This window comes from Microbulbifer maximicatervae (SeqCode), assembly GCF_052467305.1.
Genome location: NZ_CP174306.1, coordinates 4,322,727 through 4,337,729 on the forward strand (window position 1 = coordinate 4,322,727; position 15,003 = coordinate 4,337,729).

16 protein-coding genes are annotated in these 15,003 nt (G+C 43.1%); 10 read left to right on the forward strand and 6 right to left on the reverse strand.

Going from position 1 to position 15,003, the window contains the following annotated elements; translation table 11 throughout:
* Window positions 1-392 precede the first annotated feature (392 nt).
* Window positions 393-743, forward strand: coding sequence for a hypothetical protein (locus ACJJI4_RS18770; protein ID WP_444926117.1), 351 nt, complete (start codon window positions 393-395; stop codon window positions 741-743).
* A gap of 107 nt (window positions 744-850) precedes the next feature.
* A complete protein-coding gene (locus tag ACJJI4_RS18775) occupies window positions 851-1,414 on the forward strand; it encodes an ankyrin repeat domain-containing protein (RefSeq protein ID WP_444926118.1) in 564 nt (187 codons plus the stop codon).
* A 33-nt stretch (window positions 1,415-1,447) separates the two neighbouring features.
* Here ACJJI4_RS18775 and ACJJI4_RS18780 read toward each other — a convergent pair whose 3' ends face one another.
* Window positions 1,448-2,389 (reverse strand): IS110 family RNA-guided transposase, encoded by a 942-nt coding sequence (locus tag ACJJI4_RS18780; RefSeq protein WP_444926115.1) that lies wholly within the window; start codon window positions 2,387-2,389, stop codon window positions 1,448-1,450.
* A 340-nt stretch (window positions 2,390-2,729) separates the two neighbouring features.
* Here ACJJI4_RS18780 and ACJJI4_RS18785 point away from each other — a divergent pair, with 340 nt between their 5' ends.
* The 6 genes from ACJJI4_RS18785 (at window position 2,730) to ACJJI4_RS18810 (ending at window position 6,653) form a co-directional block, all read left to right on the forward strand.
* On the forward strand, window positions 2,730-3,542 hold the full coding sequence (locus tag ACJJI4_RS18785; protein ID WP_444926119.1) for a hypothetical protein: 813 nt from the start codon (window positions 2,730-2,732) through the stop codon (window positions 3,540-3,542).
* Between the two features lie 453 nt (window positions 3,543-3,995).
* The gene (locus tag ACJJI4_RS18790) at window positions 3,996-4,376 is read left to right on the forward strand and encodes a hypothetical protein (RefSeq protein WP_444895866.1); all 381 of its coding nucleotides are present in this window, start codon (window positions 3,996-3,998) and stop codon (window positions 4,374-4,376) included.
* A gap of 73 nt (window positions 4,377-4,449) precedes the next feature.
* A complete protein-coding gene (locus ACJJI4_RS18795; protein ID WP_444926120.1) occupies window positions 4,450-4,797 on the forward strand; it encodes a hypothetical protein in 348 nt (115 codons plus the stop codon).
* 99 nt (window positions 4,798-4,896) lie between these two features.
* Entirely contained in the window at window positions 4,897-5,115 is a 219-nt protein-coding gene (locus tag ACJJI4_RS18800) for a DUF6500 family protein (protein WP_444895864.1), read from the forward strand.
* A 280-nt stretch (window positions 5,116-5,395) separates the two neighbouring features.
* The gene (locus tag ACJJI4_RS18805) at window positions 5,396-6,187 is read left to right on the forward strand and encodes an MBL fold metallo-hydrolase (protein ID WP_444926121.1); all 792 of its coding nucleotides are present in this window, start codon (window positions 5,396-5,398) and stop codon (window positions 6,185-6,187) included.
* A gap of 100 nt (window positions 6,188-6,287) precedes the next feature.
* Entirely contained in the window at window positions 6,288-6,653 is a 366-nt protein-coding gene (locus ACJJI4_RS18810; RefSeq protein WP_444926122.1) for a hypothetical protein, read from the forward strand.
* A gap of 93 nt (window positions 6,654-6,746) precedes the next feature.
* Here ACJJI4_RS18810 and csrA read toward each other — a convergent pair whose 3' ends face one another.
* Entirely contained in the window at window positions 6,747-6,935 is a 189-nt protein-coding gene (gene csrA / locus ACJJI4_RS18815; RefSeq protein WP_444926123.1) for a carbon storage regulator CsrA, read from the reverse strand.
* Window positions 6,936-8,478: 1,543 nt separating this feature from the next.
* Between csrA and ACJJI4_RS18820 the strand changes: the two genes are divergently transcribed.
* Both ACJJI4_RS18820 and ACJJI4_RS18825 read left to right on the forward strand, forming a co-directional pair.
* Window positions 8,479-8,751: a hypothetical protein gene (locus ACJJI4_RS18820; RefSeq protein WP_444926124.1), complete on the forward strand. Its 273-nt coding sequence runs from the start codon at window positions 8,479-8,481 to the stop codon at window positions 8,749-8,751.
* 1,099 nt (window positions 8,752-9,850) lie between these two features.
* The gene (locus tag ACJJI4_RS18825) at window positions 9,851-10,825 is read left to right on the forward strand and encodes a hypothetical protein (RefSeq protein ID WP_444926125.1); all 975 of its coding nucleotides are present in this window, start codon (window positions 9,851-9,853) and stop codon (window positions 10,823-10,825) included.
* Window positions 10,826-11,023: 198 nt separating this feature from the next.
* Here the strand turns inward: ACJJI4_RS18825 and gcvH are convergent, their stop codons facing one another.
* The 4 genes from gcvH to ACJJI4_RS18845 all read right to left on the reverse strand — a co-directional run bounded on the left by gcvH (window position 11,024) and on the right by ACJJI4_RS18845 (window position 14,896).
* Window positions 11,024-11,410 (reverse strand): glycine cleavage system protein GcvH, encoded by a 387-nt coding sequence (gene gcvH / locus ACJJI4_RS18830; RefSeq protein WP_444895858.1) that lies wholly within the window; start codon window positions 11,408-11,410, stop codon window positions 11,024-11,026.
* 66 nt (window positions 11,411-11,476) lie between these two features.
* Window positions 11,477-12,565: a glycine cleavage system aminomethyltransferase GcvT gene (gcvT, locus tag ACJJI4_RS18835; protein WP_444926126.1), complete on the reverse strand. Its 1,089-nt coding sequence runs from the start codon at window positions 12,563-12,565 to the stop codon at window positions 11,477-11,479.
* A 268-nt stretch (window positions 12,566-12,833) separates the two neighbouring features.
* Window positions 12,834-13,949 (reverse strand): CNNM domain-containing protein, encoded by a 1,116-nt coding sequence (locus ACJJI4_RS18840; protein WP_444907019.1) that lies wholly within the window; start codon window positions 13,947-13,949, stop codon window positions 12,834-12,836.
* A gap of 5 nt (window positions 13,950-13,954) precedes the next feature.
* On the reverse strand, window positions 13,955-14,896 hold the full coding sequence (locus ACJJI4_RS18845; RefSeq protein ID WP_444926127.1) for a rhomboid family intramembrane serine protease: 942 nt from the start codon (window positions 14,894-14,896) through the stop codon (window positions 13,955-13,957).
* Window positions 14,897-15,003: the final 107 nt, after the last annotated feature.

Consider the following 15,003-nt stretch of genomic DNA (forward strand, 5'->3'; position numbering starts at 1 on the left):
TGCAAAAAGCTCAAGTGGCTCTCTGTAAAAGCTAAAAACGAGAGTGCTCTGTATCAAAAGGCTAAGCGAGCAGCAGCCAAGCACGGTGGTGACACTATATATAGCCCCTACGGGCCCGAAATAGCATTGCACTCCAAACCAGCCCAGTTAGAGTATTATGTCCAAATTTATAAGTGCTCAAAAACATAACAAGTTGCTTAAGTTTACTCCGACCGCAAAACAGCGCGGCCTCCGCGGGACTGCTGCGCTATCGCTTCGCAGCCCCTTAGCAAGGCGTTAAATGTAATACTTAAATCATGATACTAAACAACATTTTTAAATTAATTATTATTTCTTTCTGTATCTTATTTTTTGGTGGTTGCGAAAACGATAGCACTTCAAAAAGTATAGACATGTCTGAAGTTGAAGCTCTTAACAAGGGATATCCTAAATTATTTGATCTGGGCGATACCGAAGTATTTGTACATCGTCTGAAGGATGATGATTCAGAGGTTTTTGGGGGAGCTATTGTAGTTTTAAACGCTATCGCTGAATTCAGCGATCCCAAAGCGGAGGAATGCAATACCATCGCCCAGCCAGGGAGCGTAAAAGAGGAGTTTTTTTATTTTTGGAACAAATGTAATGCAATCCTGTATGGCTACGCTGGCCAAATAGTCCACAATGATGGCTACAAGGGTGCCCAGCCGCTTATAGTGCTCCCACATAAAATCCAGGGCGGAAAGTTAATAATTGAAAACATTTAACAAACAAAGCCACCCGAAACTGCGGGCAATGGCCTAGAAAAACAGGCCATTAAAGCGCCCGGAATTCGGGTGCTTTGGGCGTTAGGCTCAAATATAAGAGTAACTATATGAGTAAATTGATATTATTTATCTTGCTAGTACTGTCTTTTAATGTCTTTGCGGAAGAATACACTTCTAAGTATTTCTTCAATTTAATAAAAGATGGAAATATTGAGGAGATCGACAGTGTTTTGTCTGAAGAAATTGAGCTGGAATCAATATATGAAAATTCTAGCATGTCGCTATTGGAGCAAGCAGTATTCCTTCAGAAAGTAGAAATAGTATCTTTCTTATTGTCTAAGCATAAACCAATAGTCGAAACATATATTAATAAGGCAATTAAACGAGCTTGCGCGACAAATAATCAAAATACGAAGATAATCGATCTATTAATATCAAATGGTGGCGATATTAATGCAGTTGATGAAAGAGAAACAAATTGTCTTTACAGGTCAGTTATCGCTGCGGATCTTGATTTTTACTCATATCTATTGTCAAAGGGGGCTGACCCTAACATGAAAATAGACAGCTTTGAGGCTGAATATTTGGGCTTTCCTTTAGATATCAGTATCAAAGAAGCAGTAAATATCCGCTTTAATAGATATAGAGAGATGATGAACCTAACAAAGTAGCCTAACAAGTGACTATGGTTGTTCGTCAAGTTATTAAGCCATACTTTCATCCCAGTAGGTGTTATTTTTCACCATCGTATTCAGGATCGTAATCTGCTTTCTCATGCAGGCAATCAGAGCGACCTTTTTAGGTTTGCCAGCGTCGACTAATCGCTTGTACATCGGCTTTAGTTTGGGATGATGCTGTATGGCCGACATGATGGAAACAAACAAAACCGTTCGTACACGATGCCTTCCACCCCGAATATATCTCTTTCCCTGGAAGCTGCCGCTATCACGGTTCATCGGGGCGATACCGACAAGTGCAGCGATTTCTTTACGGTTCAATTTTCCTAGCTCGGGAAGTTCACTCATCAATGTATAAGCCAATACATTTCCAACCCCTTTAGCGCTCAACAATAGGTCCCGCCTTTGCCGCCACTCAGACACACTGTTAACCAGTTTATCCAGTTGCTTGTCGATACCTTTTAACTCTTTCTTGATGGTGTTTAGAATGGCCTGTATAGGTTTGTGCACTGATTTAGGCATCCTCTGAAGCCGATTCTTTTGCATTGTGCTCATCTCTAAACACTGACTTCTTACCGCCAGTAAGTCACTGATCTCCCTAAGCTTTTCTGGCTTTAGCTCCGATAGTCTTGGCTTCATGGCCTCACCAAAATGTGCAATATCCATTGCATCTAGCTTGTCAGTTTTGGCGAGGCGCCCTGCGGATTTAGCGAAGCTTCTTATCTGTGAAGGGTTGCAAACAACAACAGGTAATCCTGCTTTGTCAGCGGCGCAAACAAACTCTAATTCGAGTCTTCCTGTAGACTCTATTAATACTCTTTGAGGTTTAAGAGGTTGTAATTGTTTAATGGCATCCTTAATGCCATTTTTATCATTGGCAACACTAAAGAATTGGCCAGTAGGTCTCACATAAATATCGAGTTGTTTACTGCTGGTATCGATACCGACATTGATCTCTTGAGGTTCCATAAGATAAGCTATCTCCGCCTTGCTATTCGGGCTCGAGGCCCACATGACTATCCGAGTTATGCCTAGTGAGTGTCTGTCACGTTCCTACTTGTTAACGGTCTTTATAAACCGGCGCAGCAACGAACTGTGACAAACAAGGCCTTCGGTGGCCGCCGAAGGTGGGTCTCAATTTACCCGTTAGCGAAAAGGATTTTCAACATCAGAATTAGGCAAGAACAACCATACAAGTGGCGGCACAATCGCCCACTTTGTGGGCTGGACCTCCGCACTTGGTGCTCCGGCCTGTGCGCCAAGCGTTAAATGCGAGTGGGCAACGATAGCCGCTAGTCTGAGAATCACTATGAGTCATAAATTCTGTATATTTTGTGGTGAAAGCGGTCTAAGTAAGGAGCATTTTTGGCCTAATTGGATGCGCGGAAACGTAAATCTTTCGATATCCGATAAGCACGCGAATGAAGTCTATTCTGGAGAAGCAAAATCAGAGGCGGCTCTAGAAAAGCGGACCGAAAGATCTGGAAACTTGATAACGTTAAAGTTTCGAGTTGTGTGCAAAGCTTGTAATAATGGCTGGATGAGTCAATTAGATAATACTGTTAAACCAATACTAAAAGCCGGCTTAGAAAAAACTGATTACACACTTCAAGAAAACGATATAGAAGCACTTTCTAAGTGGGCGGTCATGAAAGTTATTGTGGCAGAGAATAACCATGATGGAACACAAGTGACGCCAAGTTGTGATCGCAAGCAGTTTTTTAAATCACTTACTATTCCTGGATACTATCGAGTGTTTCTAGGTAGGCACAGTACAGATAGTGTCGCAGCTTACCATCGTCATACTTCGACAATAGCATTTTCAAAAGACGGCCCAATGACGGACTTAAAAGGTTTGGAACGGAACACCCAAACTATAAGCTTTTTAATCGGTTCATTATTTATTTACGTCGTTGCTTGCCGAGAGCAAGATTTTAAAATTTGGCAAAATTTCAAGCTGAATGAACTAAAGTGTTTGCATCCATGTAAAAAAACAGCAATGAATCTAAAATCTCTGAGAATAATAAAGCAATCCAGGCTAGCTGATATTGCTCATTCACTAGAAGATTTTACAAAATCACCAGAAGTAGCCTACGGTGGAGCTCTGCAAAAAAAGTTCTAAGGAATTTAACAAAGCGCTGCGGACCGGCAGCTTACTTTATGCATATTTTGCGCGGTCGCTACGCTCCCATTTTCGCGCAAAATGCGTATAAAGCAAGTTGCGGCTGAGCGCGGCGTTATTGTGGCGGTCAATTTTTAGATAGTTTGTAGTTGCTGCAAGTAACAATCTCTACCTAAACACACTTCACCAGAGAGTTCTCCTGCAAACTGGTACCGCAGTTTCGTTCAAGTGTCTTCGTTTTAAGCCGACAAGTTCTGCAAGTTAGTTGCCGCATTGTGGAGTGCCAACCAGATAGTTAATTGGTGGGGAAAGTATGGTACTTTTCCCTGTAAATTAATCGGGCAGTGGCCAGCCAAGATCGCCCAGCCGGAGGCTGGGCTGGACAGCCTACGCTCCGCTTCGGCTGCCCTTGCTGGCAACGTTATAAGGCATTAACCTCAGAGGAATCATCTAATGACAGAGGACGAACGTACTCTCGAGTCATTAAAACTACTTCGCGAGTCAAGCGCCTGGATGGTTGGTGTTCAAACTGCAATTTTTGGTTTTCTGATTACGCTTCTTAATTCGGGGCAATTGAAACTTGGTAGCTTTCTTATTAAAGTCGCGATTACTGCATTTGGGCTTTCAATAGTATGTGCTGGGATTGTACTTGGTGCAGTGCCATGGGTCCTTAGTCGAAAATCAATGCCTTCTTCAGTTCAACAGGCCCCCATAGCCGATTGGCCCCTAGTAAATAAAATCTCTATAGGCTGGGTAAGTGGGTTTCAATATCTTGCATTCGTAATTGGACTAGTCAGTCTTGGATCTGCAGTAATTTGGAAGCAGATAGGATGAAAATGCCTTATAACACATGCATGCAGAGCGACCTCCAAAAGGCTGCGCCTGATGCGAGGCGTCAACTGTCTCTATGAAATTAGATCGCACAAATGAATTAATACACGGCACAATCAATGAGACAGAGCCTTATGAAGCTTTAGTTCATGTACTGGAATCTGCGATAGAGCTGGTACAGATTCCAGATAATGACTTTTGTTGGTCTTCATGGAATGACTCTGAAGAGGCAACTAAAGAAATCCAGAAACTACTTAATATGGCAAAGTCGTATGCTTTACCGGAAAAAGTCGAAGCTTCTGTTCTATTTGCACCAACTGGACCATTGCAAGAAGTTAGCTTAATTAGCGGCTGGGCCGAGCCATTTCTTAAAGTAGCTGAGAAATATGATCAAGTAGAGAATTTATTATGGCCAAACAGTTAACAAGGGTAGGCAATATCGCCAGCGCAAAAAGGAAACCTCCCCCGTTGAGTAGACGCCTACCATTTTGAGTGGAGTAAGAGAAAATAAGGAAAACATTTGATGAGGACAGAGCTTAGAAAAAAGATCATTGATGTTTGTAATCAAAAGATAGAAAAGAAAGGCAGCAACGTAGGTGTATCTTTCTATGCATTTTTTAAAAACAAGAATGATCAACCAGAAATTCTAATGGAGGCTGCGAGATGGTGGATAGAAACACACCAACTTGATCACTTTGAAAAGGCAGAAAAAATCAAGTCTATGATCAAGGCTGGTGTTTAACATGGTGATTTCCGTACAAAGTCTCCAACACCATAACAATACTGTCAACGACGCCCTACGGGCTTAACTCCGGCGCTGACGAACTTCCAGTCTTCACAGTGGGCTTTTAATCACGTTTATTAGACACCCTGTAGAGTTAGATTTAGCCCTGACACAGAGGTGTATCTAAATTACGTAAGGTAAGCAAAACTTAGGAATCAAAACTCACGATATGTTGATTACCATGTCTTACGGTGTTTAACATGTCGATGAAATTTAACTAAATGCAAAAGGATTAGCTTTGAGTATTTTTAAAATTCTACTTCCATTAATATTCATACTCATCAGCTCCACTGCTTCATCAAGCATAGTTAAGGTGAAAATATCTGAACAACTATATATCTTAAGTGGAAAGGAATATGGTACTAATATCGGTTTAATAGCTGTAGAAAATGGCTTGATATTAATTGACCCTATGCCGGGAGATAATCACCTGAATGAATTAGACCAAGTAATTCAGTCAATCTACGATAAGCCTGTTATTTTCATCTTAAATACACATGCACACTCTGATCACATTGGAGGCAATAAGTATTTTGAGAATAAAGGTGGAAAATTTCTAGAGGGTGACCTTCCCCTAGAAGGGTTTACTCACATAAGAGTTAGATCTCATTCATCGATTGACAATATATTTTATCATAAGGAGAGTAACTCAATATTTGTTGGTGATATTTTCGATACTAGCTGGCACCCCACATTTTATACTGGTGGAACTAAAGGCTTCAGCAACGCAATTGATACTATTTTAAACATGGGTGATGATCAAAGCTTAATCATCCCCGGGCATGGTGTTACTGCCAATAAATCATCTCTAATTGAATTTAGAGAAAATACTTTTTCATGGATAAATAGAGTTCGAGAACTTTATCATAAAGAATCAGATCTAGAGAAAATAATGGCAGATACACAATTAAAGAGTATTTTACAGAAATTCAACGCGAGCGATAAAGCCACATTTATACCTGAAAAGGCTTACAAAAGATTCATAGAGAGAACAATCTCCGTGATAGATAATGAAGAGAGTTTGCAATAGGCTCATTGATAGGGGGATTTAGCACCCATCTTTTGTTATTATTCTTCTGAGGAAGAACCCTTCACTGTAAAACTTTTTAACTACAGGAGCCTACGCTCTATTGAAAGTCTTGGTATTTGATTTGAAGAAACTATTGATTTTTACCATTACACTCCTACTTGCACTTGCCGCATATTATCTTACTTTTACAGCTTTCTATGAGTCATGGTTCCCTTATTATTATGAGGAATATCTTTCATACTTCTTCTTAGCTGGACTAGCAATAGTTGTATTATTACCATTCGCCATTGCAGCCACTTCAGGCCAAAAGAATAGCCTGGGTTATCTTTCTAAGTACGCCAATTCAGCAACGAAGGTTCATTTAGCTGTAGTTATCTTATCTGTGTTAATTTTTACTTATATGATGTCCAATGGCGTTTTACTAGATGAGGCCGGTATTTATCAAGTGGTACCATCAGGTGAATAGACATAACTAGCAACGGCACCTGGCACCAAGACCGCGGCTCTGCCAAGGTTTTGATGCCGATGCTTTGGATGTTCCACAATTAGGGCCAAGTTCTCAACAGTTTCTATTCCCCTGCACCCTTCCCTTCTGGACACGTATGTAAATTTCTTCACGGTGAACTGGAAGTGATCTGGGAGCTTGTATTCCTATCTTTACCTGATTTCCCTTAACTTCCAATACTGTGATTGAGACATTGGCTCCGATCCTTAGGTTTTCACCAGCTCTACGCTTTAAGATCAACATATTTCTATTCTCTGCTTTTCAAGCCATGGGTAGACTTTTTATTGATGGACGGCTGAGAAACTAATCTGTTGAAGAACGCAGGAGGAGCACGAGAACGATAGGCATAGAAGAAGAAAAGGCGGACGCAACGCTGCCAGAGCTTTGGGAGTCTCTCCAAGCCGCTGGATGTACTCGACTTTATTGAAGACGAGCGGGTTTCTAGCGTATGATCCATATAGCCACTTTGATAGGTATGATATCAATTTGGTTAGCTGGCCCCAGGTGTTCCCGCACCTTGGGTCAGCGCCTTTTACTTACTCTTACGTCACGCTACCGTTCTCCTTTGAGAGGGTGGATCTTTTATAAAAACCTTATTCTATTGAGTTTCTTTGGTTATAGGTCTTCAAAAAGCGTCCTATTTATGACCAAAATACCAATAAATGTCCATCGATTTTACGCAGATTTGACACTGAAACAAACTTAATAAATTTCAATAAGATCATTTTTGTGCCTATTTTTTTTAAGTTACCGCCTTGGAAAATATCGGCTTATGTAGAAAATGGCCAATCGTATTGGCAATCTTTAATGGCCTTTACGTTAGAACCTCAAGGCACAAGACAATCAAAAATAAATACATAAACGTACTCCTCATTTCAAAAGAGAAAGGCTAAGTATCTTCTAAGTATTGGATATATTGCCGTGGGTTTTATGCGACTTACCCATTGGCATTCGCACTCTGATTTTCAGCCAGTAATTTAGGAGAGATATCCTGCATGATCGTACCTATTTAAAAGTTCAATGTCCCTGAAAACTCATTAATTACTCTTCTCAAGCCGTATATTTTGGCTGGGTGCTACTTATCATACATTCTGATATTAAAAATATTGCAGCAAGCACCCTAACCTATTGATTTATAACAATTTTTTCTAAAAGAGGGCTCAATGCGAATATACTGTACGCGAGATATGGCCACTGGAATATTCTTCAATCGATACTGGTTAGTATACTAGTGGGTATCTTTCCCTGATTTGAGTCATTTTTCATTCTCTGTGCATGCTGATAAGTGATATGATTTTGTCCACTTTCGAATATACGAATAGACCAGCCAAGGAGAGTAAATGGTCAGTCAGAGAATTAACTATTTGCAGGTAGCAGGGATACTCACAGTGTTGGCTGCTTTAGTTCATATCGGGTGTATAGTATTTGGCGGTGATTGGTATCGGTTTCTTGGTGCCGGTGAGCATATGGCTCAACTAGCTGAAAGTGGCCACCTCTACCCAACTATTGTAACTAGCGTAATTTCAGCCGTTCTACTGCTTTGGGCTAGCTATGCTTTTTCTGGAGCGGGTTTAATTGTTAGGTTACCGCTAGTTCGGCTCGGCCTAATACTAATCTCAACGATATTTTTAGCTCGTGCGCTGGGTTTTTATTTCATAATGCCAGCCTTCCCAGATAATTCGCTAACTTTTTGGCTAACCAGCTCTGGCATATGTTTAATTCTCGGCTTAACCTATTCGCTTGGTTTAATACAGAGGTGGAACCTAATTAGCGGAAAGGCCTAACAATGGGTGTGTTGCTAGAAAATTTTATTCATGTAGAACTCTCCGAATTCTTTATTGGGCGTATTGAGGCCACTGCTGAAGAAGCTACGCTTAACCCATCAATAGCTTTTAGAGAGTTTAATGGAAATATTTATGACCTTGTATTTAATTTTGAAAAATCAGAAGTAAGTGTAAATAGTGTCTTAGGTACTAGTTCAACCGGCACTGAGAATTTGTCAATAGATGTATTTTTATTAGCTACAGGGTCCAAACTTAATTGTTACGTAAATTTGTAAAACTCACGTTTCTAGCTATTGTGGTATGTACCTATTTAATAATAGGTTATGGTGAAGTGCGTGAACGGTGCAATCTGAAAATGTAACCATAGTGAAAAATTGACTAATTAACTGTATTTTATTATTCGGCGCCAGACTCTATATTACCAAAACAATTGGCACACGCCTGTCCACTAGAAATCCTAGTGTGCTCAAGTAGTTTAAAAATTCCTTTGGCCGATCATTAGTTCGAAATACTGTATCATCAATTCGAATTTTAGTATCTTCCAATTTCCATGTCTTTAGGGAAAGCCTCAGTCGGAAATTAGTGTTTTCGTTTAACTCGAACCTCCAATACCAAAGGTTATTGTCTTAGATACTGCCTGATTCGGCTTCAGTAGCTACTAAATCGTACCATTTACTGTCTTCTTACTCTTATTTGGCAATCCCGAGCAAGCAATAACTTAGAAACCCAAACAACTAATGCAACAAGATAGCTACCTTGACCACAAACTGTATCTCCCTTCCTCTTGCCAAGTTTGGTGTTTTCATCGACAATCTTCATTCCTTCTATAATTTCATTGCCCTCTGGAATTAGATTACCTTCTACTAAGAAAGCCTGAACGGTTTCGATCAGCTTTGCCTTCCTTGGTAGCCGCAATCTCCTATTGAGCTTACCTATCCAGCGATAAATTTTCAGAAATTACTATTTTTTAACATCTGCCATGCTTCATTTAACCCGCAATTGGTACGGGTTTTACGTTTTAAGCCAATAGTCGCATTATATCTTCATAGTGAATTCGAACTTAGATTAATTACAAAGCCCATGCTGTCTTCGTAATGCTTTGCTGTGATAATTCTCTATACAGTAAAGATAAATCTATTGAGGTCTACAAAGCTGGTTTTGCTGGAAAATTAAGTAGTAACTCAATGGCTCAAGCTGAATATTTCTGTTCATTGAAGGCTTCGATCTGGTATCGTTCTTTCGTGGTCAGCTGGTTGGTATGCGATCCCATGGGATTACTGGCTTGTTGTTTGGAGGCTAACCAACCACTTAGCAGCTTGCCTCATTCTTTATCGTCAAGCATGTTGGTTATTGTGAAAATCTAGAGGTAAAAAAATGAAGAAAAACATAAAACTAACTACATTATCACTGCTTCTATTTGGATGCACGGAGAACCCAGAGAATCGGGAAATTATTCTTGGTAATGAAGAAGTGAATTGTCTCCAAATAAATTACGGGATGTCTGATCAAGAACTTATCAAGAGAATTTCCGCCAAAGATCGAAAACCAGATTTTACTTTATTGAAAAAAGTACACTTACCCTCGAATGCTTCTCTTTGCCAAAAACAAGATTTCATTGAAACAATACTCTATCTATCAAGCAACCAGCGTAGCTACACAGAAACCGACCCGCAAGTCAGTATGATTTCTCGTGCATTAAAAGGTAATGAAGAAGACTTCTTACCAATGGCAAAATCTAACTGGCATTCACCGAACTCTTATATATCCGATGCTTACATTTCCATGATATCCGATAGGGGCATGAAAGACTTTGTGAAAAAGCACTTTTCTAATTATCCTTGGCTTATCGAAGCCATAACTAGAAATGGCTGGAGCAAAGATTTCAAAGAAGAAATCATACAGTTTGTTGAAAACAAGAATGGTCATGTTAACTATCACTTCGCGACAGCATTTTTCCAGATAAATGATCCAGCCACAGAGGATCTAATACTGAAATCGTTCTTTAATAGTGGCGCAAATCGCCATATATTTTATTCAAGAATAGAAAAATTAGAATGGCTGACTCTAACCCCCTCATTAGAAAAGCTATGGCAGTCCCCTGATGTCAATAAACTAGAACTCGCGTATTTGGCATACCCATTGGGCATCACAGGATTTATACCTGTTTTAGATTATCTTGCAAATAACGAAAATGGAAGCACATACGACAACCCTTACAGAAGTAATATAGATTTTTTCAATTATCTTACAGATCAAAATTTACAACCCGGTGAGCTTAAAGAATGGCTGAAATTAAATCGTTCATCATTGGTTTTTGATAATAAAAGTAGGAAATTTAATTTAAATTGAAGAAATAAAAGCACAGGAATTAAGTAGATACTCATTTTGACATTGCATTTTTCGAAACCTTTAACTAGGGATTTATCTCATACTCTAGGCATACAAATTCAGAAGATAGAAAATTTTAAAAAACTCATGACAAACAAAAAAGGCTGTGGGGATTACCCACAGCCTTTTTTTAATATGCTTTTCAGCACATTCGTTCTATTAGTCTTCGGACTCTGAGCGATATGTGTCTGCATCCAGCATATTGTCCAGCTCACTCACGTCGGAGGGCTTGATGCGGAAGAACCAGCCATCGTCGTAAGGAGAGGAGTTTACAGTTTCCGGAGCGTCTTCCAGAGCTTCATTGACAGCAACTACTTCACCGGAAACCGGGGAGTAGATATCGCTGGCAGCTTTAACGGATTCAACTACACCTGCCTCGTCACCAGCAGCCAGGTTGGTGCCCACTTCTGGAGTCTCAACGTAAACCACATCACCCAGGGCATCTTGAGCGTGATCGCTGATGCCGATGGTTACGGTGCCGTCCTCTTCCAGGCGTGCCCACTCGTGGCTGGAGAGGTATTTCAATTCATTGCGGATTTCGCTCATGCTGTTATCCCTTGATTAAGCATCTAAGTTTATTGTCTTAGTGACGCGTACACCTCTGGGCGACGCTTAAATAACTGACTTGCCGTTGCGTACGAAGCAGGGCTTAACCACCTTGACTGGCTGCAGTTTCTTACGGATTTCCACCTGTGCGGTATCACCAACACTCACCGGAACTCGCGCCAAGGCGATAGAGTAACCCAGTGTGGGGGAGAAAGTGCCGCTGGTAATGATACCCCGGTCATCACTATCGTCTACCACTACCGGTTGACCTGCGCGCAATACACCGCGCTCTTCAAGCACCAGGCCTACAAGCTTGTGCTTAACGCCATCGGCTTTTTCCTGCTCCAGAACACCACGGCCGATAAAGTTGCGGCTCTCCGGTGCCCAGGCAACCGTCCAGGCCATGTTGGCAACCAACGGAGAGGTCTCATCGTCCATCTCATGCCCGTACAGGTTCATACCCGCTTCCAGGCGCAGGGTATCGCGTGCACCCAGTCCACAGGGAGAAACGCCCGCTTCGGCCAAGGCGCGCCAGAAACCACTGGCGTCTTCACCCGGCAACATAATTTCCAGGCCATCTTCACCGGTGTAACCGGTGCGCGCTACAAACCAGCCACCCCGGGCAACGCTTTGGAAAACTTTCAGTGCGTCAATCGCGGCAGTCCAATCAATGCCCAAAACCTCTTTGGTTTTCTCGATGGCATTGGGGCCCTGGATAGCGACCATCGCTACATCCGGGCACTCAGTCATGGTCACATCAAAGGACTCTGCCTGCTTGCGCATCCACGCCAGGTCTTTCTCGCGAGTTGCACAGTTAACAACCACTCGATAGCCGGGATCGCGCAGGTAGACGATCAGGTCGTCAATCACACCGCCTTTGTCATTGAGCATGCCGGTGTAAAGGGCCTTACCCGGGTTGCCATCCAGCTTGGCCACATCATTGGCCAGCAGGTAGCGCAGGTAGTCGCGGGCCTGGGCGCCATCTACGTCGACCACGGTCATATGGGAGACATCGAACATCCCCGCATCGGTGCGCACCTTGTTGTGCTCATCCAGCTGCGAACCGTAGTGCAGCGGCATGTCCCATCCACCGAAATCCACCATTTTGCCGCCCATAGCGACATGCGTGTCATACAGAGGAGTTCTATTTCCCATTTTTAAAATCTCAGTCCGTCAGGTTCCGAAGCGGCGTATTCTAGCGGCTTGGGTACCGGCCTTGCCAGCGGGGCAGGCGCGGCAATATATATGCTCTGCAAGCCTAGCAGGCATTGGTAGTAAAACCTGTCCAGGTTCACAGAGGCCGTCAAAGATTCCGCTGGCGCTCTATCCTGCTTTCGCTCGCGTTATGGAATCGGGCAATACCCAATACCCACTGTGTTGGGCTAGCGCAGAAATGATCATTTTTCAACCAATGAAGCTCTTATCAGTCGCTGCCCCGGTCGCGCCCTTGACCAGCCTCTTCCGCGTTCTCTTCTGTGTTTGCAGATTCGTCGACTTTGAGGCCGTACTTCTTCGATCTCCAGCGCCACAAACGCTTAGCCAGCTCCTGGCGGTCGGGTGTTTTATCTGCCTCATCGACAATTTCTTCGCCGAGCAGGGTCTCCAGCAGATCCTCCAGGGTCACCAAGCCCTCGAGACTGCCATATTCGTCCATAACAGCACTAATCTGCACGCGGCGGGACAGCATTTTCTGGAACGCTTGGTAGATAGTGGCTGTTTCCGGCAGGATCAACATTTCACGGCGATAATCCGCCAGAGTTTTCTGGTGCTCGCCTTTGGCGTAGGCCAGCAATAGCTCCTGTCGCAATACAAAACCCACCACACAATCCGGGTCGCGATTTTCATAGACCGGGATACGGGAGAAACGCCCTTTCTCTGCATCCTCGTAGGCCTCTTCCACAGTGATGTCCTGCGGCAGGGAGAAGACCACTGTGCGGGGAGTCATCACCTCGCGCACGGAGTGGTCCCGCAGGGTGAAGAACAGGTTGCGCAGAATGCTGGACTCCCGCTGCTCTAACTGCCCTTCGGCCTCGCCAATTTCCGCCATAATGGCGAACTCATCGCGGCTGAAGCCCGTCAGAGTTGGGCCGTGGGACAGTCCTTTGGTCAACCACTCGGACATTTTTACAAACGGGTGGAGTAACCAAACCAGGCCGCGCAATACATAAGCGGTGCTTGGGGCCAATTGGCGCCAGTACACGGCTCCCAGGGTTTTGGGGATAATTTCAGAAAAAACCAGGATCAACAGGGTCAGGATCGCTGAGGCGATACCCAGGTACTCATTGCCAAAAACCGCTGCTGCCTGGGCACCAGCACCTGCAGCACCCGCTGTGTGCGCGACGGTATTCAGAGTGAGGATTGCGGCCAGGGGGGCATTAATATCGGATTTTAATTTGCGCAGCAAAGACCCCGCTTTATGCCCCTCCCGCTCCATCAAGCGTACGTATGGCGTTGTTACGCTGAGAATAACTGACTCTGCTATCGAGCACAGAAAAGAAAAGCCAAGGGCAATAAAAACGTAGGTTATCAGTAAAATCATAAAATTCAGGTTGAAGCGGGATAAGAGTTAAATTTTCGCGCACCACCAGCAACGCAGTAAACCAGCGCAATCAAAAAACCAGCAAAAAAGCCTCCTAAATGCGCAGCATTGGCGATGCCGATCCCAGTAAAATAGGTAATCACTCCAAGGACGCACAATATCATCCACACAATCGCCAGGGTAATAATGCCCGGGGGTATATCTCTCCATGCCGGTTGCCAACGCTGCATCACCACAGCAAACCCGACCAGCGTGTATACCACACCCGACATTCCAGCGAATATCACCTCGGGCTTCCAGGCATATTGGGATAAATTAGCTGCAATCCCGCCGAGCAACACCAGAAGGCTATAAATAAATGGCCCTCCGCGTGCTTCCAGTGGACGCCCAAGTATCCAGATAGCCAGGGCATTGAACAGGGCATGCTGAAAAGACAAGTTGATGATTGCAGGGGTCCACAATCGCCAAAACTCCCCTCTCTCCAAGTGCCACATTAAAGACGACTGTGAGAAAATTGGGCCACCACTGGTATCTGGATATATTAAAAGCGGTGCAGACAGATTATTGGAATGTAAAAACCAACCAAAAAAACACAGGCCGATAAGTAATAAACTAATCGGTGTTTTATCCATTGGGAAAGTCGGTAAAAATGAGGGGCTTACAGGTGCTTTCTCTTTTGTTGCTTGTCCCTCTTCACCCGGTAAATGGTCGCCGGCCTCTGGTTCTGCCTTTGTTAGCTGAACTCTGTCCAGATCAACTAATCCCCGCTCCCAATCTTGCAACAGCGGCTTCAGCAATTCAGCTATACCTGAATCTGTCGTCAACAACGCCTGCTGATTTTTTTCCTCAGCAATTCTCAATGGCAATTGGTAACGCTGTATTAAGCGAAAAAGCGCGCTGAGATCCTTTGATATAGGAAATGAGTAAACAGTAATCCAGTGACTCAATTGAAATTAACCTTTTTTACCGACGGCAAGGCTTTTAATTCCCCTCTGCCTCAGGGAAAAGCCACTTAGTAGATAGGTAAACACCAGCAACTTCTCTGACACCCCCA